Below are 25,408 nucleotides of genomic sequence, written 5' to 3' on the forward strand. Positions count from 1 at the left end.
GTTTACTCTCCGTCCAAAATTGCGGGCACGCGGAATTTGTCGCCGGCACGGTCGGGGGCGCCGGACAGCGCCTGCTCAACCGTGAGCGAGGGAACGACAACGTCTGCGCGAAAGACGTTAGTCAGTGGCAGGGGGTGGCTCGTGGCGGGGATATCAGCCGTAGCAACCTGTGACACCTTGGCAACCGAGTCAACGATCTGGCCCAGGTCATGGGTGAGACTCGTGATCTCCTCGGGGCTGAGGTCGATCCGGGCAAGGCTTGCCAAGTGGGCAACCTGCTCGGCCGTGATTTCAGACATGGAACTCCGATTTTTTATAGACGTGGATGTCTAATTCTATTCGGAGGCGCCGGTGACGAGCGCCGCTTGGTCCGTTCCGATCAGCGCCATGTTGCGCAGCGATTCACTTCCGGGAGTGAAATAGTCGTTATGGCCCCACGATTTGCTGAGTGATCGCCCGGTCACTGGATCACTCTCGCCATCCACGCCGAGTGTGTGTGCTCCATAGGAGTCAGCTCCGGGATCGCTTCCGAAGAAGCCGCTGTTGACCGCTGGGTCCCAGTCGGCTTCCCCCACGTAGACGTTCCCGTCGGCCACGTCGAGTCGATCGATCGATTGGATGGCGCTCCCCGGCGAACCCACCATCACGAGTGCGTCAACCTGCACGGAATTTCGCCCCAGTGCCTCGAGCGCCACGAGCGAGCCGTAGGAATGCGCGAATACCGACAGGAACGGCTGCCGGTCGGTTCGGGTGGAGCGGATGCCATCCCACGAGTCCACCAGAAAATCGGCGCCAGCATCGGCTCGGGTGAGCCCGCCCACGGTGAAGAGGCTCGGCGTCTCGTAGCCAATCCAGGCGATCGTCGCCACGCTCGGTACCGAGGACCGGGTGACCTCGGCCCGGTCGCGCAGTACCTGCACCTGTTCGGCGTAGAGGTCATCGGCCGTCGTCGACCAGTTGACGAGCTGCTCCCGCACACCGTAATTCATGCCCGGAACGAGGTAGCTCACAAAATCGGCCGTGTCCGGGTCCCCGAGAGCAATGGCGGCTCGTCCCCCGTCGGCCAGGTCCAGCAGCACGAGGCTGCGAGGCGGAGAGGTACACGCGGACAGCAACGCCTTCGTGATCTCGGACATGACCGACAATTGGCGGGTCGCACTCTGGCGCTCGGACCGCTCGGGATGCGCGGTGAGCCGCTCGGCTGCAGTGGACATTGCCTCGCCAAGATAGCGGGCATTGGCGGCACTGCGGGCAAGCAGCGGAACACCGTCCAAATTACCCACGAGCTGGGGAACATCGGTCTCCAGAACCGTGCGTTCGGCCGTATCCAGCGCCAGCCACCAACCGGTGACGGCGCTGGCGGCCGGTGGGGTGGCAAGAATGCTGCCAATGCCGGCGGGGTTAGTGGTGGCGAAGGTGGCCAGTTCGGTGGGGCTGAGCTGAGTGAGCGCCTCCAGTGCCGCGATGCCGGTGGAGCTGCGCCCCGCACGCTCGGCGCCATCGGCATCCACCGACGAGCTGACCGAGATCCTGGCCCCCAGCGAATCCAAAACCGGACTGGGGGCGAGCCCAATGGCGGAGTGCACCACGCTGACCCGATTGGATTCCGGCATCGAGAATGACTCGTTGGGGCCCCCCAGAGCCAGTGATACCAAGACTGCCACCATGTCGAACAGCGTTACATCCCCTCGCGCATACCGCTGCGTGTGGTACGCCCACCCGGCGCACATATATGTCGATATCAGCATATGGCGACACGGGCAAAAAAAGAAGTCCAGATCCTACTTCGACGAAGAGTCTGCCCTTAGTATGCGAGGAAATTCAGGCGTCTGTGACCGCCACCGACAGCCCACCCGGTCCCTCGCGCAGGAGAATGCGAAACTCATCGGCGTCGAGAATTCGAATTCCAAGGGTTTCCGCCTTGGCCAGCTTGGAACCGGCGCCCGGACCCGCTGCCACGAAGTCGGTGTTTTTCGACACGCTCGAGGCCGACTTGCCGCCGGCCGCAATGATGGCCTCCTGCGCGCCCTCTCGGGTAAAGCCCTCGAGGGAACCTGTTGCCACGACCGTGAGCCCCGACAACACTCCGCCGGCTGCTTCTGCCGCGCCGGGGCCGGGGTGTCCGGGTGTGGAGAACTGAACTCCCGCCTTGGTCCAGGCCTCCACGATGTCACGGTGCCAGTCCACCTGGAACCAGTCGACCACGGCGTCGGCAATGATGCCGCCCACCCCGTCGACCAGTGCCAAATCCGCGGCCGCACTGTTGCGAATGGCGTCGAGGGAACCGAAATGGTTAGCCAGTGCCCGTGCGGCGACGGGGCCCACATGGCGAATATTGAGCGAAACGAGGATGCGCCAGAGGGGTTTCGTCTTTGCTCGGTCAATCTCGGCGAGGAGCTTGATCGCGCTCGCGGACGGTTGCAGGCCGGTCGCGCCCGTCTTCTTTTCACTTGCTGTGGGATTGCGACTGAAGGGCATCCGTAGCTTCTCGGTGCCGTCCTGGTCTTCCTTGGCCAGTCCCGTCTCGGCGTCGCGCACCGTCACCTGAATGGGCAGCACATCCGCCAGGGTCAGGGTGAACAGTCCCGCCTCGGTGGGCAACGGGGGTGTGTCGGGAACGGTGGGCTGCGTGAGTGCGGCCGCGGCTACCTCACCCAGCACCTCGATGTCGAGCGCGCCTCGCGATCCAATATGTTCCACACGTCCGCGCACCTGTGCCGGACAACTGCGGGCGTTGGGACAGCGCAGGTCGATGTCACCGTCTTTTGCCGGTGCCAGCAGCGTGCCGCACTCCGGGCAGTTCGTGGGCATGACGAACTCGCGTTCCGTGCCATCACGAAGTTCCACCACGGGGCCGAGCACTTCGGGAATCACGTCTCCGGCCTTGCGGAGAACAATCGTGTCACCGATCAAAACGCCCTTAGCCCGAACCACGTCCTGGTTGTGCAGGGTGGCCTGACGAACCTCGGAGCCGGCCACGCGAACCTTTTCCATCACCGCAAACGGTGTGGCTCGACCCGTGCGCCCCACACTCACCACGATGTCCACAAGCTTGGTGTTCACCTGTTCCGGCGGGTACTTGTAGGCAATCGCCCAGCGAGGAGCACGGTTGGTGGCACCCAGTTCGGCGTGAAGTTCCAGCTCGTCGATCTTGATCACGATGCCGTCGATTTCGTGGGACACGCTCGATCGGTGCTCGCCGTAGTACTCAATGAATTCGGCGGCCTCGGGCGCGCTCGGGACAACCCGAAAATACTCGCTGGTGGGCAGGCCCCAGTTCGCCAGTACCCCATAGACCTCGGACTGGGACAGGGCTGCGGGCCGCTCCCACGCGCCAATCCCGTGCACGAGCATGCGCAGGCGCCCGAGGCGTGCCTTCATGAGCAGCAGTTGCGCCGGTGTTTTTGACGACGCCTTCTGACGCAGCGACCCACTCGCCGCGTTTCGCGCGTTCGCGAAGGGGCGTTCACCCGATTCAACCTGCGCGGCGTTCAGCTCGGCGAACGAGGCAGCGGGGAAGAAGACCTCACCCCGCACTTCCATGAGCGGTGGATGATTGCTTCCCGCAAGACGGCGCGGAATGCCGGAAACGAAGTCGATGTTTTCGGAGACGTCCTCCCCGACCACGCCATCGCCACGCGTGGCTGCCGTCACGAGCACGCCATTCTCGTAGCGCAGGTTGATGGCCAGGCCGTCGATCTTGAGTTCACACAGGTAGTGCACCGGGCGACCGGAATCTCGTTCCACCTTCTCGGACCAGCCGAGAAATTCCTCGATGGAGAAGACGTTATCAAGACTCAGCATGCGTTCCGCGTGCTGAACCGGGTCGAAGAGGGTGGTTTCCGCGCGGCCACCCACCGTTTGGGTAGGGCTGTCCTGGCTCTGCAACTCCGGAAAGAGCCGCTCCAGTTCTTCGAGCCGCTGCACGAGCGAGTCGTAGTCGACATCAGCGATGACCGGTTCGCTGCGGTCGTAGTACGCGTCACGTGCGGCAAGAATTCGCTCGGTCAGCGTGTGGGCCTCCGCACCGGCAGCCGACAGCGAGTCGGCCGGCACGGGTTTCCCCGCAGCGGCGTCAGGCACGAGTTGACTGAACCATGGTTGGGCCTGCCGTCACGCGCCGCTGGTGGCGGAAACCGGAACAGCACCGACCGGGACAGCACTGATTGGGACAGCACCGATCGGAACAGCACTGACCGTGCGGTCAATGGTGCACTGGCCAAGCACCCGGGTTCCCAGGTAGACGACGGCGGTCTGACCCGGAGACACACCGGTGAGCGGCTCGTTCGGGAGGATTTTCAGCTCCACACGGTCGGCATTGCGTACAACCTGCGCAACAGCGGGCACCGGGTCGGCGTGAGCACGAATCTGCACGTGACACTCAAACGCGATCTCCGGTGTGGCGGGGGCGAGGCCGGCCCAGGTGAAGAAATCACCGGCGATCTCCTTGACGGCGAGCGCCTCCTTGGGCCCCACGACGACGGTATTGGAAATCGGGCGCACCTCAAGCACAAACCGCGGCTTGCCGTCGGAGGCCGGGGTGCCGATTGACAGGCCCTTACGTTGACCCACCGTGAAGGCCACCGCACCCGCATGTTCGCCGAGTTTGTTACCCTCGCGGTCCAGAATGTCGCCCGTGGCCGGAGCAACCCGTTCGCCGAGCCACCCACGGGTGTCTCCGTCGGGGATGAAGCAGATGTCGTAGGAGTCGGGCTTGTTCGCCACCGAGAAACCACGGGCTGCGGCTTCGGCGCGGACTTCGGCCTTGGACGGCGTGGCACCGAGCGGAAACATGGAGTGGTTGAGCTGATCGGCGGTGAGCACTCCGAGCACATAGGACTGGTCCTTGGCCCAGGCGGCGGCGCGGTGCAACTCATTGTTACCGTCGGCATCCGTCACAATGCTCGCGTAGTGGCCGGTCACGACGGCATCAAAGCCCAGGTCAATCGCCTTCTCGAGCAGAGCGGCGAACTTGATCTTTTCGTTGCAGCGCATGCAGGGGTTCGGGGTTCGCCCGGCGGCATACTCGGCAATGAAGTCGTCAACGACATCGAGCTTGAAACGCTCGGAGAAGTCCCACACGTAGTAGGGAATCCCGATGATGTTGGCGGCTCGCTGGGCATCCATCGAGTCCTCAACCGTGCAGCACCCACGACTGCCGGTGCGCAGTGTTCCCGGCATCCTGCTGAGCGCAAGATGCACGCCCACCACCTCGTGTCCTGCCTCGACCGCTCGTGCTGCGGCCACGGCGGAATCTACACCGCCACTCATTGCTGCTAAAACCTTCACCGGGCAAGTGTAATCGCTGCGGCGGCTCCGAGGAACTAGGCCCTCGGTACCCGATCAGCCATTCCGGCCCGCTCGGCCTGAGCGTGGGCAGCGGGCAATGCCCTCAGCAGGGCCGCCACGTCGTCCTCGGTCGTCGTGCGCCCCAGGGTAATTCGCAACGCGCCCCGAGATTCAACGGCGGTGCGTCCCATGGCCCGGAGCACATGGGAGGGTTCGGGAATGCCGGCCTGGCAGGCCGACCCAGTTGACACCGACACGCCGGCTACGTCGAGCAGAAAGAGCAGCGAATCCCCCTCGCAGCCCGGAAAGCTGAAGTGGGCATTCCCTGGCAGGCGCCCGGCAGAGTCCGGGTCACCGTTGAGGATCGCGGCCGGGGCAATGCGCCGAACCCCGGCAATCACCAGGTCCCGGAGCCCCTCCAGCCGGGCATGCTCCGCACGCTGACCCGCCCCGAAAGCGGATGCCGCCACGGCGAAAGACACGGCCGCCGCAACGTCCTGGGTACCGCTGCGCACCTGGCGCTGTTGCCCGCCACCGTGCAGCAGCGGCACCACCGCGGTACGTCGACCCAGAATGAGCGCCCCAATTCCTACCGGGCCACCAATCTTGTGGGCCGACAGGCTCACCGCGCTCACCCCGGCGGCGCTCAGCACAGCGAAGTCGATGGGCAGGTGCCCGTAGGCCGCCACGGCATCCACGTGCACGGGAATGTCGTGGGCGGCGGCGAGCGCGGCGATCTCGGCGAGAGGCTGGATCGTGCCGACCTCGTTGTTGGCCGCGATCACGGTGATCAGGGCAATGTCGTCGGGGTGTGCGGTGATGGCGGCGGCAAGGGCCGTGAGGTTGATGCGCCCGAGGCGATCGAGAGGAATCCATTCCAGCAGAGCGTCGTCATGGGCGGCGAGCCAGTCCACGCTGTCCAGCGTGGCGTGGTGCTCACCTTCGGCCACAAGAATGCGTCGGCGCGGAGCGCGAGCCCAGAACAGTCCCTTGATGGCGAGGTTGATGGCTTCGGTGCCACTGCCGGTGAAGACCACTTCGATGGGGTCGCTGTTCACACTGGCAGCCACGTGTTCTCGGGCCTCTTCGAGCATGCGTTTGGCATTTTGGCCCTGGCTGTGCACGGAGGCGGGGTTTCCGACCACGGTCATCGCCTCGGCGTAGGCGGTGATCGCCGCGGGAAGCAGGGGTGTGGTGGCCGCGTGATCGAGGTAGACAACCATCTGGTCCTTCTTTTCTCCAAGTAATTCAAGCGTTTCAACTCTAGTTCCGGCCGTGGTCGGAACGTTCCCTCACACTGATTACTCTTATTTCATGACCCACGCCGATCCCCTGCGCAACCTCGGCGTACGAATTACCTCCAGTGGTGGCGAGTTGCGCGTGTGGTCCGCTGGAGCGGATGCCATCGAGCTGTGCATCTTCGACGAGACCGACCCCAACTGGATCATCAAGACCATTCCGATGACCCGGGACGAGAACAACGTGTGGTCGGCGCAGTCACGCACTCTCTCGCCCGGACGGCGCTACGGCATCCGCGTGTCGGGTCCAGCCGGGCCCCGCAATTCCTTCCACCCCGAAACGACTCTGCTCGAGCCCTACTCCCGAGGCCTGGTTCGGGTGGGAGCCGACCGCTGGCAATCCTCGGTCATTGACGACCGGTTCGACTGGAACAACGTGGCAAAGCCTGCCATTCCGCTCGACCACACGGTGGTGTACGAGGCGCATGTGCGCGGCATCAGCCGCCTCAACAAGAAGATTCCCCCGGCGCTCCGGGGCACCTATGCGGGCCTCGGTCACGCGTCAACCATCGACTACCTCACCAATCTCGGTGTCACCTCGGTGGAGCTTCTTCCCGTGCAGGCTTTTGTGTCTGAGCAGCGACTCATCAAGCAGGGCCTCATCAACTACTGGGGCTACAACACCCTTAACTTCTTCTCACCGCACGCCGACTACGCCACCCAGGCCGCGCAATCCGACGGACCGGATGCCGTCTTGCGGGAGTTCAAGGGCATGGTCAAGGTGTTGCATGAGGCCGGCCTCGAAGTCATCATGGACGTCGTGTACAACCACACGGCCGAAGAAGGACCCAACGGTCCGGTAACGAGCCTGCGCGGCATCGACAATGCCGAGTATTACCGCCAGACCGAGGCCGGCCAGTACATCGATGTGACCGGATGCGGCAACACCGTCAACTTTGCTCGCGAGGTTCCGCGGCGCCTCGTCATGGACTCCCTGCGGTACTGGGCCAATGAGGTGCAGGTGGACGGCTTTCGGTTCGACCTGGCGGCCACCCTCGGGCGTGACGACGGCGTGGTCTATGATCCGGAGCATCCGCTTCTCACCGGCATTCGCGACGACCCGGCGCTCGCCGGCGTCAAGCTCATTGCCGAACCGTGGGATGTGGGGCAGGGCGGCTGGCAGACGGGAAACTTCGCGCCCGGCTGGACGGAGTGGAACGACCGCTACCGTGACCGGATGCGTGACTTCTGGCTCAGCGATATGCGCAGCATGCGCTACTCGGGGAGTGCCGGAAGTGGAATCGGTCGATTCGCTACCCGGGTGGCCGGGTCAAGCAACACCTTTTCGACCGATCGCGGACCACTGGCCTCGCTCAACTTCATCACCGCGCACGACGGATTCACCCTCGCTGACCTCACTGCCTACGACACGAAGCACAACCTAGGCAACGGCGAGTCCAATCGAGATGGCACCGGGAATAACAACTCGTTCAACCACGGTGTGGAGGGACCCACCCGGGACGTGACGATTCTGGCCACCCGGCGCAAGGCCATGCGAAACCTGCTCGGCACTCTGCTGCTCTCTGCTGGGATACCGATGATCACGGCCGGGGATGAGTTTGGTCGCAGTCAGCGGGGTAACAACAACGCGTACTGCCAAGACAGCGAACTCACCTGGCTGAACTGGGACTTTGACGACTGGCAGCAGGATCTGCACCGCGTAAGTCGTCGCCTGCTTCAGCTGCGACGGGAAAACCCGGCCCTGCGGCCGGTGCGGTTCGGTCGTTTCGGGGAGACCACGCCGAGCGCGAGCCAATTGGATTGGTACAACATGGCTGGCCAGTCGATGTCACACGACGACTGGAACGCCCCGGAGGCACGCACCCTGCAGTACATGGCAGCGAGCACGCCCGAACACGAGGAGTTCAACCGCATTCTGCTCGTTGTGCATGCGCGTGAGCAGAATGCCACGGTCATACTCCCCCAGCATCCGGGGGTGACGTCGTACACCCTGCTCTGGGATTCGAGCCACGATGACCTGCACGATGCGGTGATCGAGCACAAACCCGGCGCGACACTGCTAATGACCGGCGCGTCCATGCAGCTCCTCCGAGCCCACGGCGCGGTGCCCCGGGCCGTGGGAAAAAAGAAGAGCAAAAAGAAGTCCGCCTCCGCGTAGTGCCGGAGGCTCCGGTCACGCTAGTTCGCCACCGCTACGAGACCCATTTCCGCGGGGCCGAGGAGCAGGGCGTTGCGCGGCACCACGCGAACGGTGTACCCGAAGGCGCCGGCGCGGTCTAGCTCGACCGTTCCGGTGAAAAGGGTGGCGACACCGTATGACGCCGTGTCGTCGTCGCTCTCGCGTTTCGCGGAGGCCACGAGCGCCTGACTGGCGGTGTCCTTCAGGTCATCAGTTCCGGAACTCCGGCCGTAGACCACCTCGACCGTGACGTCCGAGGGAAGCAGCCCGTTCAGCTGCACGTGAGCCCGAAGGTGCAGGTCGTCTCCGACCTGCGGCACGGCGCTGACTCCACCGGATTCCACGTGGGTGACCGCCACAGCCGGCCACTGCGAAACGATCTTGCTCTTCCAAGCGGCGAGCTCACGGGCGGCGCGGTAGTTGTTCGAGGAGAGGAGTCGCTCGTAGTGGCCCGCCGGACGGTACAGCCGTTCCACATACTGACGCACCATGCGGTCCGCGCTCAGTTCGGGAGAGAGCGTGGCCAGTGTGTGACGAATGTTGCTGACCCAGCGTTCGGGAACATCGTCGCTGCTTCGTTCGTAAAACATGGGGGCAACCTGGTGCTCCATCAGGTCGTAGAGTGCTTCCGCTTCGATCCGGTCCCGCTCGGCCGAATCGCCCGCGGCATCCGCTGAGGGAATGGCCCAGCCGTTCTTTCCGTCGTAGTACTCGGGCCACCAGCCGTCGAGGATCGACAGGTTGAGTGCCCCATTGAGTGCCGCTTTCATGCCCGATGTGCCACAGGCTTCGAGCGGTCGCAACGGGTTATTCAGCCACACATCGGTTCCCGGGTACATCAGCTGGGCCATGGCAATGTTGTAGTCCGGCAGAAAGGCGATGCGGGTGCGCAGCTCCGGGTCGGCTGCAAACTGCACGATCTTCTGAATCAACCTCTTGCCCTCTTCATCGGCCGGGTGAGACTTGCCGGCGATGACAATTTGGATCGGTCGTTCCGGGTTGAGCAGCAGCGCCCGGAGGCGCGCCGGGTCGTGCAGCATGAGGGTGAGACGCTTATACGTGGGAACTCGGCGAGCAAACCCGATCGTGAGCACGTTGGGGTCGAAGACTCGGCCAATCCAGGCCGGCGGAATACCTCCCGGATTCTGGTCCCGCCAGGCGTTCGTCAACCGGCGTCGAGCGTCCTCCACGAAGTGCAGACGCATCTGACCACGGGCAGACCAGAGGTCTTGATCGGTGACCTCGGGTGAAGCCCAGTCGGCCGTGGTGGTGTCACTGGTCCCGAGCCGATTTTCGGCCAGGGCAAGCAGGGTGGGGTCGGTCCAGCTGGGTGCGTGCACGCCATTGGTGATCGATCCGATCGGTACTTCCGCAGCATCAAAACCCGGCCACAGACCGTTGAACATGCGCCGGCTCACTCCGCCGTGCAGGGTCGAGACTCCGTTGGCATGCTGACCCAGGCGAAGGCCCATGATGGCCATATTGAAAACGTCGGGCGATCCGCCGTCATAACTTTCGGCCCCGAGGCTCAGCAGGTCATCGACCGCCACTCCGGGAAGAAGATCGGTTTCGAAGTACCGACGCACGAGCTGCCGCTCGAATCGATCGATTCCGGCAGCCACCGGCGTGTGCGTGGTGAACACCGTTCCGGCTCGCGCCACCTGCAGCGCCTCCTGAAAGCTCAGCCCCTCACCAATGAGGCTGGAAATACGCTCCAGGCCGAGGAAGCCGGCGTGCCCCTCATTCGTGTGAAAGACCTCGGGCTCCGGGAGGCCGCTCAGCGTGCTCCAGAGCTTGACGGCACGTGCCCCACCGATGCCGAGCAGCAGCTCCTGCAACAGGCGATGCTCTCCCCCGCCGCCATAGAGGCGGTCGGTCACCAAGCGCAGATCGTCCGGGTTCGGCGGTATGTCGGTGTCCAGCAGCAGCAAGCGGATGCGTCCCACCTGGGCCTGCCAGACCCGCGCGTGCAGGGTGCGATCGTCGGGCAGGGCAAGGGACACCTGAACGGCCGAGCCGTCGGCCCGGCGCAGCACGGAGAGCGGAAGCCCGTCGGGGTCAAGGAGCGGGTAGCTTTCCATCTGCCACCCGTCGGCTGAGATGGCCTGGCTGAAGTAACCCGCCCGGTAGAACAGTCCCACTCCCACTAGGGGAACACCCAGATCGGATGCGCTCTTGAGGTGGTCGCCGGCGAGGATTCCGAGCCCACCGGAATACTGCGGAAGGGCAGCGGCAATACCGAACTCCGGGGAGAAGTAGGCGATGGCCGCCGGCTTCTCGCCTTTCAGGCCCTGATACCAGCGCGGCTTCTCGAGATAGTCGCGCAGGTCGCTGCATAGCGCCGAGACCCGGGCCACATACTCGGGGGTATCGGCGAGTTCTGCCAGCCGGCGCGGGTCCACAGCCCCCAGGAGAGCCACGGGATCGGTGCCGATCTCGCGCCACAGTTCCGGAGCAATGTGTTCGAATAGTTGACGGGTGGGCTCATGCCACGACCACCGCAGATTGCTGGCCAACTCTTCCAGAGCAACCAACGCCTCGGGCAGCACGGCACGGACGGTAAATTTACGTATCGCCTTCACGAGTTACACCCTAGGTGCGCAGTGTGTCGGTTGTGTAACCGATGGAGCACATCGAGCATTTTTTCACGCTACGGTCGTGATGTGGCTAAGACAGCAGGACGCAAAGACCTTCCGCAGACGACACCGGGTGCGCACAGCACTCCAACCGTCATCGGCCGAATTCCCGTGCTCGATCTGGCACCGCAGCTCGCCGACAACCTGTGGCCGGCGCGGGCCTTCGCGGGTGAGATTGTTCCCTTCGGGGCCACGGCCTTCCGGGAAGGGCACGACAGCATTGGAGTCTCTCTTCTCCTGACCGATCCCGCGGGCACCGTGACGGTGCACGCGATGAGCATGACGACAGCCGGCACCGACCGCTTTGCCGTGCGTGTTGCCCTGCCCACTGCGGGCACCTGGACCTATCGGGTTCGGGCGTACGCCGACGATTTCGCCACCTGGCAGCACAACGCCGGCATCAAGATTCCCGCCGGAATCGACGTGGAACTCATGTTCACGATCGGTGCCCAGCTGATGGGTGCAGCCGGAACCGACACCACCAGAACCGGCGCGGAACGCCGGGCGTTCCGGGCCGCGGCAGAAACTCTGTCCGATCAAACGCAGCCTCTCGCCCTTCGCCTAGCCGCCGTCGACACCCCCCAGCTGGCCGCATTCCTGCACGCTCACCCTCTCTCCAGCCTGGAGTCGCACTCCGCCGAGCGCACCATCATCGTGGAACGCCGACGGGCCGGAGTTGGTTCCTGGTACGAATTCTTCCCCCGCTCCGAGGGTGCCATTCAGTCCGCCACCGGCTCCTGGACGAGCGGAACATTCCGGACGGCGGCGAAGCGCCTTCCGGCAGTGGCCGCCATGGGGTTCGATGTGCTCTACCTCCCGCCGATCCACCCCATCGGCACCGCGTTTCGCAAGGGACCTAACAACTCGCTCACCGTGGGTCCACACGACCCCGGTTCACCGTGGGCAATTGGTTCGGCCGACGGCGGACACGATGCGATCCACCCCGATCTGGGTACGGCCCAGGACTTCACCTACTTTCTGGGGCGGGCACGCAAGGCCGGACTCGAGGTGGCTCTCGACTTTGCTCTGCAGGCATCTCCCGATCACCCCTGGGTCACCGAGCACCCCGAGTGGTTCACCACCCTTCCCGACGGCACCATTGCCTATGCGGAGAACCCACCCAAGAAGTATCAGGACATCTACCCGATCAACTTCGACAACGACCCCGACGGCATCCGCTTCGAAGCACTGAGAATTCTGCGGCACTGGATCGATCTGGGGGTGAAGATCTTTCGAGTGGATAATCCCCACACGAAACCCCTCGACTTCTGGGAGTGGCTCATTCGCGAGGTCAACGCCGAGCACCCGGATGTCGTGTTTCTGGCGGAGGCTTTCACCCGCCCGGCGCTCATGCAGGCGCTCGGCAAGGTGGGCTTTCAGCAGTCCTATACCTACTTCACCTGGCGGAACACCAAGACTGAGCTCGCGGAATTCTTCCACGGCCTCGCCACCGAGACGCCAGATTTTCTCCGCCCCAACCTCTTCGTAAACACCCCCGACATTCTCACGGAATACCTGCAATTCGGCGGTCCCGCAGCGTTCAAGATTCGTGCTGCCCTGGCCGCCATGGCGGCTCCCACCTGGGGCGTTTATGCCGGCTTTGAGCTCTTCGAGAATGTAGCCCGAATGGGCGCCGAGGAGAGCATCGACAGCGAAAAGTACGAGTACCGGCCGAGGGACTGGGCGAAGGCGGAGCGGGACGGCGTGTCCCTGGCTCCGTACATCACCCAGCTCAACCGCATCCGCTCACAGCACCCGGCGTTGGCTCAGCTACGCAACCTCGACATTCACGCCAGTGACGATGACTCGATTCTCGTCTTCAGCAAGTATCTGGCCGCTGCGGAAACGGGTACGGGACACGACGACGCCATCATCGTGGTGGCGAACGTGGATCCGCACTCGGTGCGGCAAACCACCGTCCACCTCGACGTCACCCGTTTTGGCCTGGACGCGGGGGCGACCTTCGATGTGTGCGACCTCATCACCGGAGCGATTTACACCTGGTCGGCTGATAATTTTGTTCGACTCGACGCATTCACTGAGCCCGTGCACATTCTGCGGGTGCAAGAACAGAAGTCAGGAAAGGCCAGCGCATGACCGAGCACTCCACGAAGAAGACCCCGAAGGCCGCCACGACCGTGCCGTCCGTGAAGAAGGGCAAGAAGGCCGCCACGAAGGTGGACCCCACCGTCGTGGCACCGCACGTGCTCGAAGCGATCGCGGCCGGAACGTACTACAACCCGCACGAGGTGCTCGGACAGCATTCCGTGGGGCAGCCCGGCGTCACCGACCCACTCGTGGTCATTCGCGCGCTTCGCCCCCTCGCCACGGAGGTCATCGCGATTCTGTCCACGGGAGCCCACGTCGAGCTCGGCCACATCGGCTTCGGTATCTGGCAGGGCATCAGCACCGTCGGGTTTCAGGACTACACGCTGGAAGCACGCTACGAGTCGGCGGCACCGTGGGTGACCGAAGACCCGTACCGCTTTCTGCCGACCATTGGCGAGCTGGACCTCCATCTGATCGGTGAAGGGCGCCACGAGCGCCTCTGGGACGTGCTGGGGGCACACCAGCGTGAACTGCGGGGCGTGACCGAGGTGGTGCCGGGAACCGCATTCGCTGTCTGGGCGCCCAACGCCCGCGCCGCTCGGGTGATTGGCGACTTCAACGGTTGGGGCGGCGCAACGTACACGATGCGCAACATGGGCAGCACCGGCGTCTGGGAACTCTTCATTCCCGGGCTGAGTGTGGGCACCACCTACAAGTTCGAGTTGCTCACCCACTCCGGCGACTGGGTGCAGAAAGCCGACCCGATGGCGCGCCGGGCGCAGGTTCCCCCGATGACGGCATCGGTCATCACCCAATCCAGCTATGACTGGACCGACGCCGCATGGATGACCGCGCGCGCGGCCACCGATCCTCATGATCGCCCCATGAGCATCTACGAGATGCATGTGGGATCCTGGCGACCGGGCCTTAGCTATCGAGACCTGGCCGACGAACTTGTCGCGTACCTGAATGAACTCGCCTACACGCACGTTGAGTTCATGCCCCTCGCGGAGCATCCGTTTGGTGGGTCGTGGGGTTATCAGGTCACCGGTTATTACGCGCCCACGAGTCGTTACGGCACGCCCGACGACCTGCGTTACCTGATCGACCGACTGCACCAGGCCGACATCGGCGTGATTATGGACTGGGTTCCCGGACATTTTCCCAAGGACGACTTTGCACTCGGGCGTTTCGACGGAGAGGCCCTCTACGAGCACGCGGACCCGCGGCGCGGGGAGCAGATGGACTGGGGCACGTACGTCTTCGACTTCGGGCGTCCCCAGGTTCGTAACTTTCTCGTGGCCAACGCCCTCTACTGGCTGGAGGAATTTCACATTGACGCGCTGCGTGTCGATGCCGTGGCCTCCATGCTCTACCTCGACTATTCACGTGAAGAGGGTGGGTGGGAGCCGAACAAGTTCGGTGGCAACGAAAATCTCGAAGCGATCGGCATGCTGCAGGAAATCACGGCGACGGCCTACAAGCGCAATCCCGGTGCCATCGTCATTGCCGAGGAGTCGACGAACTGGGGCGGGGTGACGGCACCAACCTCGGCGGGCGGGCTCGGTTTCGGTTTCAAGTGGAACATGGGCTGGATGCACGACTCGCTCGAGTACATGAGCATTGACCCGATGTACCGTTCGCACCACCACAGCGACATCACGTTCTCATTCGTGTACGCGTTTAGTGAGAACTTTCTGCTGCCGATCAGTCACGATGAGGTCGTGCACGGCAAGGGCTCGCTGATCAGCCGTATGCCGGGTGACCCGTGGCAGCAACTCGCGAACGTTCGGGTGTATCTGTCGTTCATGTGGGCCCACCCGGGCAAGCAGCTTTTGTTCATGGGCCAGGAGTTTGGCCAGCGTTCCGAGTGGAGCGAAGAGCGCGGTCTCGACTGGTGGATGCTCGACCAGCCGGCTCACCGCGGCCTGTTCAACCTTGTTGGTTCCCTCAACCGGGTGTATCGCAACAATGCGAGCCTGTGGGCCCGTGACAACGAGCCAGGTGGGTTCGAGGTGATCGACGCTGGTGCCGCCGAGCAGAACGTGGTCACGTTCCTGCGCTGGGACAACGACGGAGCGCCCATTGCGTGCCTGTTCAACTTTGCCGGCCAGCCGCACACGAACTACCGCGTTGGTCTGCCCATGGCCGGGCAGTGGGACGAAATCCTCAACACGGATGCCTCCGACTTCGGTGGGTCCGGAGTGGGTAACTTTGGCGGAGTCGAGGCGACCATGCAGCCGTGGGGCGGCCGACCGGCATCCGCTGTCGTCACCCTGCCCCCGCTCGCCGGACTCTGGCTCAAGCTTCGCCGGTAGTCCCACAAAAACAACGAACCGGCCGTCACCCTGAGGTGACGGCCGGTTCGTTGTAGGAAATCAGTAGAGCAGGGCGGTGAGGCGCTTGCGGGTCGGAGCGACTCGGGGGTCTTCCGTTCCAATGACCTCGAACAGCTCGAGGAGACGTTCGCGGATCGCATTGCGTCCGGCCGGTTCCTGAGCCGGAAAGAGGGTCAGCAGACGGTCAAAGGCGTCCTCCACGTGCCCGCCCGACAGATCGAGGTCGGCAACGAGCAGCTGAGCCTCAAGGTCCTGCGGGGCGGCCGCCGCTCCACCACGAATCTGGTCGAGAGTCTTTCCCTGCAGGCGAAAGAGCAGGCTCGCCTGGGCGAGACCGGCAACGGCCATGGTGTCGTTCGGGTTCTGGGCGAGTGCCATGCGGTACTCGGCGCGGGCTGTCTCGAAGTCGCCGCTTTCAATCGCGTCGTAGGCCTCTTGGTGGTGCGGGGGCAGGGGTACTTCTACGGCCTCCGCCGCAACCGGTGCACCGGTGTTGGCCTGTGCGGTGCCGGTGACGCCCTGCTGCGTCGCGAGTTCGAGCACCCGCTCCAGCACCTCGCGAATCTGCGCCTCCGGCAACGCGCCGTTGAACAGCTGAACGGGCTGACCGTTGATCACGGCGGCGACGGTCGGAATCGACTGGGCCTGGAAGGCCTGCGACAGCTGCGGGTTCGAGTCGACGTCAACCTTGGCGAGAACGAAGCGACCGGCGTACTCCAAGACGAGCTTCTCGATCACGGGGGTGAGCTGCTTGCAGGGCTCGCACCACTCGGCCCAGAGGTCCACGAGCACGGGAACCGTGTTGGACAGTTCAAGAATCTCACCAAAGTTGGCATCGGTACCGTCAAGTACCAAGCTTGGAACCGCGATGGTGGCAGCAGATGTCGGCGCTCCGGCACTCGCACCGGCACCCGCGGGCTGCGGGGCGGCAGCTGCCGGCCGGTTCACGAGCGACGACAGGTCGACGGCGCCACGAAGGTTGGATCCGGTGGGGGGCATGTTGGTCATGGGAGCTCCGACGCTTCGATAAGTGCCTGGGTGCTCCCCAGGAGAGTGATTTTGTCGGTTGACCCGACAGCGGGTACATAGAACAGCAGCTGGTCACTGAGAACACGCTGGATTCCCTTGGCCGAGGACGATACGCCCGACAGCGCCTTGCTCACGGCACCATCGAATTCAACCGTCGCCTGACCGTCCACAATCGTGGCCGTTTCGCTCTCGTTCACATTGACGGCCACGATCGCCCCGGAATCATTCGTGGCCAGCGCCACGGTTCGACCGTTGCCCACAGCGGTGCCAAACGCCAGAGTTGCGGTCACGGCCAACTTTTCTCGGCTGGCCGCGTGGCCCTGCACGAAGTTGGCCAGGAACTCGTCCCCTTCGGTCTGGAAGAGAGCCCACGACGGGCTGGCCTCACCCTGAAGCAGCACGTCGGCGTATGCCGCGGCCACCTGATCTGGTGGCAACAGCAGCAGTTTGTTGTCCGGAGCAATAGCCGGGGCACCAATGGTGGCCGGTGCCACAGGCGGCACCTGTGCAGTGGCCTCAAGACTGATCGCGTACTCCACGAGGTAGTTCGATCGCGGTGTTTCCTGCCGCAGAATGAGTGTCGTCGGGGGGATGGTCTTGTCCTCCTGCTGAACAACGGTCATCACCACTCGAGGCCAGGACTCGGACTGCTGGGGAAGAGTCACGGACAGCGGCGGAGTGGCGATGGCGGCCGGTGCCGGGATCGCGGGGTCAACCGCGCGGATCTTGTAGTTGATCTGGCGCAGCTGCAAAGCCGTGCCCGTGAACCGAGTGGCAAGTGCCTCCGAGTTCAACGTGGCATCCGCATCCGCAGCCAACGCCGCGATTTTCGTCACGATGCGCTCAATCTGAGACACGGTTGCGACCGCTTCCGGTACCTCGGTCGCCGTCTCGGCGGCGTCTGTGGACCCGGGGGTCGGTGTCGGTGTGGGCGTCTCACTCGCCTCACCTGTTGCGGCCGGAGCGGGCTGCGGCCAGAACTCGGCGGAGCATCCGCTGAGGACCAGCCCAGAGACGAGCAGCATGGGGATGACCGCGATCATCGATCGCGTGTTCGGGCGCCCTGAACCGGTGATGTCGCCCGCTTTCAGAGCCTTAGGAAGCGGAACGCGGGGAAGGCGCGGCATCCGTGGCCCGCGCGGCAGGTTGCGTCGGGGGCGACGCGAACGACGCAGGTGCAGCAAAGCAAGGACGTAGAGGATGAGTCCAAGACCCAGCATGACCGCGCCACCCACGAGCAGCGGTCCGGCCCACGGTGTGGAATTATCGGCCACCCACGACAGCGTGATGTCGGATGGTGCGGGGGCGGTGCCGTCGGAGGCCACGATCACCGAAATGCCGGCTGGCAGGTTGAGATTCTGTCTCAACGATGAGGCACCCGTGAATTCCTCGAGCCAGAGATCTGAACCGGTGGGGTTCGTGACAGCGGTCGCCTCGGTTTCGCCACCCTCGGCGGCCCCGGCCCCACTCTCGGGAGCAACAGCATCGACCTGAGACACTCGCAGTTCCCCGGTCGTGTCATCGAGGCTCACCATGTTGTGCGCATCACCGCCGACCCACGCCACAACATCCGCTGTGCGGCCGTAGGCGAGGAAGGTGGTGTCGGAACCCGTGATTCGGAAAGATTGGTTACCCGGGAGCGCCGACAGCGCCGACGGATCGATGACCGTGTATGCGGCTGTGCCCGAAACGCTCGCGTTCAACGATGTGGTTGCGGGTTCAAGAAAAATTGTTCGCTGTGCGATACCGAAAACGATTAAAACGGCTGCAAGAACGAAGGCCACGATGGCAAGAACAAAACGCACGTATCACCCTTCTTCTGTTGCCGAACGGTCAGTGCCGGCTCTGCCCACACCTATTTCGAGTCCGACGACAATAGACACGGCTTTCTACGATACTTGGTTCTCCTGAGCGCTGCCTAATGATGTTTTTACCGCGCCGACACGGAACGTGCAGCCGACACCCGGTACGGGCAGACTAAAGTTGCATCGGTTTCGTGGACTCCCGTCGCGCCCGACTTGAGTCACGTCGAAACATAATTTTGAGGAGAACCGTGCCCAACGACGAATCTGACTTCACCCAGGTCTTCCGTGGCTACGACAAGGACGAGGTCGCGAAAGCCATTCAGGGGCTCCGCCGGGACCTGATCAAGGCCAACACGCACAGCGCGGAGTCGAGCAAAGAGGTACGCCGTTTGTCGGCGCAGATCGACGAGCTCAACGCCGTGATCGAAGAAGTGGGTAGCCCCACATTCTCCGGTCTGGGAGCAAAACTGGAGAACACGCTGCGCGTCGCGGAGGAACAGTCCACGCGTGTGATCGCTCAGGCAGACAATGATGCCGCGCGCCTTCGCACCGCAACCGCCATCGAAATTGATGCGATGAAGAACAGCGCGGCCGAACAGGTGGCACGTACCCTCTCCGACGCCGACGTGCGGGCCCGCCGGGTGCTTGACGATGTGCGTGTCCGAGCGGATGACATCATCGTGCGAGCGCAGGACGAGTCGGCTCAGCTGACCGAGGAAGCGTCCAGCCACGCGGCGCTGCTTCGTGGCGATGCGGCTACGGAGGGTGCCGAGGCCCGATCCACTCTCAAGCGTGAAGTGGCAGCTCTCCGTGCCGACGCGGAACGTGAGGCGGCTGAGCTTCGTGCCACAACCCAGCGTGAGACCAGCGCGGCGCAGGAAATCGCTGCCGGACTGACGAGGGAGAGCGACACGGCCCGTTCCGCTGTGGCGAACGAGATTGCCGAGCAGCGGGCAACGGTGGCTCGGGAAACCGAACAGGCTCGCATCGACCTCGCCGATGAAACGGAACGCGCCCGCATCAACCTTGCCGAAGAAAGCAGCCAGGCTCGCGCCGCGTTGACCACCGAGATCGACCAGTTGACGGCGGATTTCACCAGGCAGGAGGCTGAGGATCGCACCGCCCTCGACAGCGAAATTGCGGAAGCTCGACGACTTCTCGAGAGTGAACTTGCCCTCACCCGGCAAACCGGGGTCGCCGAGTCGGTCCAGCTTGCCCGCGAGATCGCGCAGGCGCGCGCCGACCTTCAGGTTGAACTGACGCAGGCGCGCGATGAAGCCGAACAACAGCTCCTCGCCAGGCACGAGGCTGCCGTGGCACAGGCGGATACCTTCCAGGGCGCTGCTGAAAGCCAACTGGCCGAGGTCACCGCACGAGTGGCCGAGTTGCGTGCGCTGAACGACGAACTCGACACCGGTGCTCGTGCGACGGCACGGCTGCTGCACACCGAATCCGAAGACGCGGCGGCCCTCATCATCCGAACCGCCACGGATAAGGCAACCGCTATCCGTGCCGAGGCCGATGCGCGCGCGAAACGTCTTTTGTCCGATGCAGAAGACCGACTCGCCCAGATCAGAATTGAGCGAGACTCCGTTGCAGGATACTTTGAGAGTCTGCGTAGCGTGCTGAGCGAGGCCGAACGTGTGACCACAGACGACAAGTAGGTCGAATCTTTACGTCGTGATCACGACCTGACCATCAAGAACCGTGCGGGAGCCCCAGCGTGAAGATTCAGAATGCATTTCGCTTTGGGCTGGTCGGAACGCTGGGGGTAGGCCTGGGCCTGCTGATTATCACGTCGGTGATCACCCTGCAAACGATCTTCACGTATATCGGAGCAGCCCTGTTTCTCTCTCTGGGCCTCGATCCCGCCGTGTCGTGGCTGGAAAAGAAGCGGTTCCCGCGCTGGGCCGCCATTTTGACCGTGATGGTGGGAGTGGTCGGCGTCATCACTGCCGTTGTGTTCGCCATCGTTCCCATCATCGTGGACCAGGTGGCCAAACTCTCGAAGATCATTCCCGACCTCGTCAGCGCCGTGAACTCCTCGTCGTTCATCGACGATGTGCAAAAAAACTATCCCACGCTCGATGTCCCAGTGATTGTGACGTCGATCACGGATTTTCTCAGCAGCAATTTACGAGAGATCACGAACACGATCGTGCAGTCCGGGTTGGCCCTGGTGAGTGGTCTGTTCGGTGGCTTGATCATCCTGATTCTCACGCTGTACTTCACGGCGTCGCTCAACAGCATCAAGCGGGCCATGTATCAACTGGTTCCGGCCTCAAAGCGTGACCGCTTCACTGATCTGGGCGAGCAAATCTCGCAATCGGTCGGTAAGTACGTTGTCGGCCAGGCCGGTCTCGCGGCCTGCAACGGTGTTCTCAGCTTCATCTTTCTGTCCATCATTGGAGCACCGTTTCCGGCTCTGCTCGCTTTTATCGCATTTCTGTTCTCACTCGTACCCCTGGTGGGAACCCTCACCGGATCCATCATCATTGTGGCCACGTGTCTGATTCCCGGTATCGGCAGCTCACCGCTGACCGCCTTGGTGGCGGCGATCTACTACCTCGTGTACATGCAGGTGGAGGCGTATGTCCTGAGTCCGAACATCATGAACCGTGCGGTGTCTGTGCCGGGTGCCGTGGTGGTGATTGCCGCGCTTGCCGGCGGAAACCTGCTCGGCATCCTCGGGGCCCTGATCGCCATTCCCGTGGCCGCAGCCGCCATCCTGATCGTGAAGCAGGTCGTGGTTCCGCGTCAGAACGAGCTGTAGCGACGCTAGCTCTCGGTCGTCTCTTCTGGCGGCCACACGGTGGGAAGCGGGAGGGCTGCCGGGTTCACCGTGGCCACGATCTCCTCCAACACGCGGCGGGTCAGGTTCTCCCCTACCCACAGGTGTTTGCCTCCGTCAACACCAATGACACGGGCCCTGGGCACGGCGGCGAACCGCTCTCGTGCCTCCGTCGGCCGCAGGTAATCGTCAAACTCCGGAATCAGGGCGACCAGTGCGCGGTTTTGGTCCGTCCAGGCCGCGAGGTCGTTCGGCGTGGCGCGATGAAGGGGAGGCGAGAGCAATATCGCACCCTCAATCGGGTGCTCAAGGCCATATTTCAGGGCCAGCTCGGTGCCGAAGGACCATCCCACGAGCCACGGGCGCGGAAGCCCTCGTGCGGTCACGAAATCCATGGCTGCCGCCACGTCGGCGCGTTCTCCGATGCCCTCATCAAAAGTGCCGTCGCTGGTGCCGCGCGGCGAGGTCGTTCCGCGGGTGTTGAAGCGCAGCACGGCAAGGTCCGCGAGGGCGGGCAGCCTACCCGCCGCCTTGCGCAGAATATGTGAGTCCATAAAGCCGCCTGCCGTCGGAAGCGGATGCAGCGTCACCAGGGTTGCGACGGGTGGTCGACTCAGCGGTGTTGCGAGTTCCCCAACGAGGGTGAGGCCGTCACGAGTGGTGAGCTCGATCGGTTCACGCCGAGCGGGCAGTTCGACGCCACCACGCACGTCAATCGTGGTCGTACTCGGGGACGAATTCATCTGCGTGGCTCCTCTGCCGGTGATGGCCTATGTGATCTTCCAGCAGTGGGAATGCCAGTGCCGTCGGTTGGAGATGTCTGCGGCATCACCGAGCACCCCGTCGGCGCGCCACGCCACGATGTGAGCGACGCCAGGTTCAACGGAGAGCGAGCAACCAGGACACACGTAGGCCTTGACCGCCTGCTTGCCCTTGATCGGCTGCACGTGCCACAGGCCGTCCCGGCGCACCTCGCTGCGGCGCCAACCGTCCAGCAAATGCCCCAGACCGTTCTCGTCGTCATCCCGTGAGGCCGGTTTGCGGCCACGAGGTCGGTTACTACGCGCCATAATGTCAGTCGATTGCGCGGCCGTATTCTTCAGGCCGGTTGCAGTCTTAGTACCAGCCGGACGCCTGAGACTTCGCCCAGGCACCGCACGGGCTCCCGTACCGGGCCACGATATAGCCGAGGCCCCACTCGATCTGGGTCCCTGCATTGGTCTCCCAATCGGCGCCGGCGGAACCCATTTTGGATCCGGGAAGAGACTGGGGAATACCGTAGGCTCCGCTGGACGAGTTCATGGCGTTCACTCGCCAGCCTGATTCTTTTTGCCACAGCGAAACGAGGCAGCTGTACTGGTCTTCTCCCCATCCCCGTGCGGCAACGGCGTCGTAGGCGTAGGCCTTCGCCGTTCCCGGATCGGGCACGGCAGCGGCCGGCGCTGTGAATCGCTTCGTTGCGGTAACGGCGACCGGTTCGGGGATCGGCTCAGGCTTGACGATCTCTTCCACGGTGTAGCCGTCGCGAGCGACGGTGTTGGTGTACGTGCCGGTTGCGCGCAGCGTCTGCGTGGCGGCGCCCTCGTAACGGTCCCCCACGACCTGAAAGTACGGCGATGCGGTGGCACCCGAGTATGGGTCTACGACACTCACCAAAAGAAAGGCGAAAGCCGCAACGAATCCGAACAGGAAATGGGAGGGTTTCACTCGCTTGCGAGGTCTGCGGACGGGGGCCCCAGTCGTAACTGTGACGCGTTCGATAACTCTCAGATGCCTACCCATATGTTTTCGACCATAGCCCACGAAGCCGGGAGAGACCTAACCGAGCCAGTTCTGCCGGGTTGGCATCATCGAACGAAGAGCATCACGTCGACGACACCATCGAGAACAATATCTACCTGGGCTTCGCGATATCCCCCACGTTCGGGCCGGAATACCGCGGTCCGAACCTCATCGGCCGAGAGGGCACGGCCATCCCGCAGGTACTTCACGATTTTGTTGGCAAACCGGTCCACATCGGAACGTTTGTACCCCACGCTGAGCACACTCGTGCGGGAGAAACGATGTCCCGGCGAACGACTAAGCCGGTTCAGGACCGCAGACGAGAGCTCACGAGCTTCCTCGCTCCGAGTTCGCTCGTCGTCGCTTCCGGTCAGGCGCTCGCGCTCCCGGGAAGCGAAGGCGTCCTCCAGTCTCTCCAGGGCCGCATCCACATGGTGCGGGGAGTAGCCGCCCTTTTGCATGGCAAAGGCGGTGTGACGAATTGCCTCCGCCGTGAGCAGGGCATCACCATCGTTGACGTCATACGCTGCTCGGGCAGAGGCCAGAAAGTCGTCAACCTGCACAAGACTGTAGCCCAGGGTCTTCTTGGCTGATCGCGGAAAAATTGTGCTCACGACGTCATTCTGCCTTACTCAAGGGGTAGGCCGACAATCTGTCCCTCATGCAAATATCAGGTATAGGGCGTAGGCCGCGCCAGCGGAGGGCAGGATCGAATCAAGGCGATCCAAAAATCCTCCGTGTCCGGGGAGCCAGGAACTCATGTCCTTGATGCCCAGGTCTCGCTTCACCAGCGACTCGGCCAGATCGCCAAAGGTTGCAGTCACAACGATGACGATGCCGAAGATGAGACCGAACCACCAGGGCTGATCCAGCATGAACAGGCCGAGCAGCACGCCCGCGATGATGCAGGACAGCGCAGCGCCGATGAACCCTTCCCACGTCTTTTTGGGGCTGATACTCGGGGCCATGGGGTGCTTACCGAAGTTGAGACCACTCACATACGCGCCCGTATCAGCGGTGATCACGAGGAGCAGGAAGGCGACGGTCCACCACTGCCCACCCGGCTGTGCGGCCAGGAGCACGGCAAAGGATGCGAGGAAGACAACGTAGATCTGGATGAGGACCGCGGCCCCCATGTCACCGAGCACAGCTCGGGTGGGGGCTCGGTGATCGGGCAGTATGGCCAGGGCCACGCGCCACAAGGCGATGAACACAATGCCTGCGAGCGTGGCCAGCCACTGCCCCGCCGAACCCAGGAAGAAGGCGGCGGGAACAACCCCAACGGCAGCAATCACCACAGGAATACGAGGAACATTCCGCCCCGCACGTCGCAGGGCCTGTGCCAGCTCAAACGAGGTGAACCCAATGATGACGCTGGCAAAGATCATGAAGAGTTCTTTGATGAAGATCAGGCTCACCACCATCGCTCCACCGAGCACCAGACCGATGAGGATGGCCAGTATGAGGTTACGTCCCGTGCGCGCCTCAATGCGTTCCGATGTCGCATCCAAGTGCGCGCGGGTCGCCTGAACTTGCCGTTCAAAGTCGGCTCGGGTGACCTGCACCTGTCGTTCAAAGTCGGTTCGGGTTGCCCGGACCTGTGCTTTGAACTCGGCGCGGCTCACACCGTGCCCGCGCTTGGGCGGCCTCGGGCCCTGCGGCTGATCCGTCATCTGAGAACTCTTCCTAGATCTCGAGCAGTTCGGCTTCCTTGCGCTTGAAGGCATCGTCGATGCTATCAACGTGATTCTTGGTGATCAACTCCAGCTCTTTCTCGGCTCGACCCACCTCGTCTTCTCCCACGTCGCTCTTGAGCGCATCCAGCTCGTCCTTCGCCTTGCGCCGAATATTGCGCACCGAGATCCGAGCGTCCTCCGCCTTGGCCTTGACGATTTTGACGAACTCTTTGCGGCGCTCGGTGGTGAGCTCGGGCAGGGTGGCGCGGATGGTGACACCATCATTGCCCACATTGGCTCCCAGGTTCGGGGTGTCGCGAATGGCAATTTCAATGTCGCGCAAAGCGCTCTTGTCGTACGGCCCGATGAGAAGAGTGCGTGCCTCCTGGTTTTGCAGGGAGGCAAGTTGCTCGAGCGGGGTGGCCGTGCCGTAATAGTTCACCAGAATTTTGGCAAACATTTGCGGGTTCGCGCGCCCGGTACGCACGGTCCCAAAGTCATCTCTGGCGGCTTCAAGCGCCTTCTGCATGCGTGCAGTGGCATCGGACAGAACATCCGCGATCACGGTGACTCC

At 63.4% G+C, this 25,408-nt stretch carries 19 protein-coding genes; 5 read left to right on the top strand and 14 right to left on the bottom strand.

Going from position 1 to position 25,408, the window contains the following annotated elements; genetic code table 11:
* Nucleotides 1–2: 2 nt before the first annotated feature.
* From gatC to H4V99_RS10995, 5 genes are all read right to left on the bottom strand, one after another.
* On the bottom strand, nucleotides 3–299 hold the full coding sequence (gene gatC / locus H4V99_RS10975) for an Asp-tRNA(Asn)/Glu-tRNA(Gln) amidotransferase subunit GatC (RefSeq protein WP_280678210.1): 297 nt from the start codon (nucleotides 297–299) through the stop codon (nucleotides 3–5).
* Between the two features lie 36 nt (nucleotides 300–335).
* A complete protein-coding gene (locus tag H4V99_RS10980) occupies nucleotides 336–1,613 on the bottom strand; it encodes an alpha/beta hydrolase (protein WP_280678212.1) in 1,278 nt (425 codons plus the stop codon).
* Nucleotides 1,614–1,821: 208 nt separating this feature from the next.
* Nucleotides 1,822–4,083: an NAD-dependent DNA ligase LigA gene (ligA, locus tag H4V99_RS10985; RefSeq protein WP_280678214.1), complete on the bottom strand. Its 2,262-nt coding sequence runs from the start codon at nucleotides 4,081–4,083 to the stop codon at nucleotides 1,822–1,824.
* A 30-nt stretch (nucleotides 4,084–4,113) separates the two neighbouring features.
* Nucleotides 4,114–5,289, bottom strand: coding sequence for a tRNA 2-thiouridine(34) synthase MnmA (gene mnmA / locus H4V99_RS10990; RefSeq protein ID WP_280678216.1), 1,176 nt, complete (start codon nucleotides 5,287–5,289; stop codon nucleotides 4,114–4,116).
* Nucleotides 5,290–5,324: 35 nt separating this feature from the next.
* Nucleotides 5,325–6,512 (bottom strand): cysteine desulfurase family protein, encoded by a 1,188-nt coding sequence (locus tag H4V99_RS10995; RefSeq protein WP_280678218.1) that lies wholly within the window; start codon nucleotides 6,510–6,512, stop codon nucleotides 5,325–5,327.
* A 91-nt stretch (nucleotides 6,513–6,603) separates the two neighbouring features.
* On the opposite strand from H4V99_RS10995, the gene glgX reads away from it, so the two are divergent.
* A complete protein-coding gene (gene glgX, locus H4V99_RS11000; protein ID WP_280678220.1) occupies nucleotides 6,604–8,706 on the top strand; it encodes a glycogen debranching protein GlgX in 2,103 nt (700 codons plus the stop codon).
* A gap of 20 nt (nucleotides 8,707–8,726) precedes the next feature.
* Here glgX and glgP read toward each other — a convergent pair whose 3' ends face one another.
* Nucleotides 8,727–11,309: an alpha-glucan family phosphorylase gene (gene glgP, locus H4V99_RS11005; RefSeq protein ID WP_280678222.1), complete on the bottom strand. Its 2,583-nt coding sequence runs from the start codon at nucleotides 11,307–11,309 to the stop codon at nucleotides 8,727–8,729.
* A gap of 165 nt (nucleotides 11,310–11,474) precedes the next feature.
* On the opposite strand from glgP, the gene H4V99_RS11010 reads away from it, so the two are divergent.
* Nucleotides 11,475–13,460 (top strand): alpha-1,4-glucan--maltose-1-phosphate maltosyltransferase, encoded by a 1,986-nt coding sequence (locus H4V99_RS11010; RefSeq protein WP_280680082.1) that lies wholly within the window; start codon nucleotides 11,475–11,477, stop codon nucleotides 13,458–13,460.
* Nucleotides 13,457–15,730 (top strand): 1,4-alpha-glucan branching protein GlgB, encoded by a 2,274-nt coding sequence (gene glgB, locus H4V99_RS11015; RefSeq protein ID WP_280678224.1) that lies wholly within the window; start codon nucleotides 13,457–13,459, stop codon nucleotides 15,728–15,730. Before H4V99_RS11010 ends, glgB begins: the two co-directional genes overlap by 4 nt.
* Nucleotides 15,731–15,790: 60 nt before the next feature.
* Here the strand turns inward: glgB and H4V99_RS11020 are convergent, their stop codons facing one another.
* Together H4V99_RS11020 and H4V99_RS11025 are read right to left on the bottom strand one after the other, a co-directional pair.
* Entirely contained in the window at nucleotides 15,791–16,759 is a 969-nt protein-coding gene (locus H4V99_RS11020) for a tetratricopeptide repeat protein (protein ID WP_280678226.1), read from the bottom strand.
* Nucleotides 16,756–18,585: a hypothetical protein gene (locus H4V99_RS11025; protein ID WP_280678228.1), complete on the bottom strand. Its 1,830-nt coding sequence runs from the start codon at nucleotides 18,583–18,585 to the stop codon at nucleotides 16,756–16,758. The genes H4V99_RS11020 and H4V99_RS11025 overlap by 4 nt, the downstream gene beginning before the upstream one ends.
* A gap of 248 nt (nucleotides 18,586–18,833) precedes the next feature.
* Between H4V99_RS11025 and H4V99_RS11030 the strand changes: the two genes are divergently transcribed.
* Both H4V99_RS11030 and H4V99_RS11035 read left to right on the top strand, forming a co-directional pair.
* Entirely contained in the window at nucleotides 18,834–20,249 is a 1,416-nt protein-coding gene (locus tag H4V99_RS11030) for a hypothetical protein (protein WP_280678230.1), read from the top strand.
* 59 nt (nucleotides 20,250–20,308) lie between these two features.
* Entirely contained in the window at nucleotides 20,309–21,358 is a 1,050-nt protein-coding gene (locus tag H4V99_RS11035; protein WP_280678232.1) for an AI-2E family transporter, read from the top strand.
* Nucleotides 21,359–21,363: 5 nt separating this feature from the next.
* Here H4V99_RS11035 and H4V99_RS11040 read toward each other — a convergent pair whose 3' ends face one another.
* From H4V99_RS11040 to frr, 6 genes are all read right to left on the bottom strand, one after another.
* Nucleotides 21,364–22,119, bottom strand: a complete 756-nt coding sequence (locus H4V99_RS11040) for an alpha/beta fold hydrolase (RefSeq protein ID WP_280678234.1) — start codon at nucleotides 22,117–22,119, stop codon at nucleotides 21,364–21,366.
* A gap of 27 nt (nucleotides 22,120–22,146) precedes the next feature.
* Entirely contained in the window at nucleotides 22,147–22,446 is a 300-nt protein-coding gene (locus H4V99_RS11045) for a hypothetical protein (RefSeq protein ID WP_280678236.1), read from the bottom strand.
* A gap of 46 nt (nucleotides 22,447–22,492) precedes the next feature.
* Nucleotides 22,493–23,029 carry a lytic transglycosylase domain-containing protein gene (locus H4V99_RS11050; protein ID WP_280678238.1) on the bottom strand — a complete coding sequence of 179 codons (537 nt, stop codon included), beginning with the start codon at nucleotides 23,027–23,029 and terminating at the stop codon, nucleotides 22,493–22,495.
* A 194-nt stretch (nucleotides 23,030–23,223) separates the two neighbouring features.
* Nucleotides 23,224–23,772, bottom strand: a complete 549-nt coding sequence (locus H4V99_RS11055; protein ID WP_280678240.1) for a DivIVA domain-containing protein — start codon at nucleotides 23,770–23,772, stop codon at nucleotides 23,224–23,226.
* Nucleotides 23,773–23,817: 45 nt separating this feature from the next.
* Complete coding sequence (locus H4V99_RS11060) at nucleotides 23,818–24,831, bottom strand: phosphatidate cytidylyltransferase (protein WP_280678241.1); 1,014 nt, start codon at nucleotides 24,829–24,831, stop codon at nucleotides 23,818–23,820.
* A 13-nt stretch (nucleotides 24,832–24,844) separates the two neighbouring features.
* Entirely contained in the window at nucleotides 24,845–25,399 is a 555-nt protein-coding gene (frr, locus tag H4V99_RS11065; protein ID WP_280678242.1) for a ribosome recycling factor, read from the bottom strand.
* Between the last annotated feature and the right edge of the window lie 9 nt (nucleotides 25,400–25,408).

It is taken from the genome of Cryobacterium sp. CG_9.6 (assembly GCF_029893365.1).
Lineage (GTDB): Bacteria > Actinomycetota > Actinomycetes > Actinomycetales > Microbacteriaceae > Cryobacterium.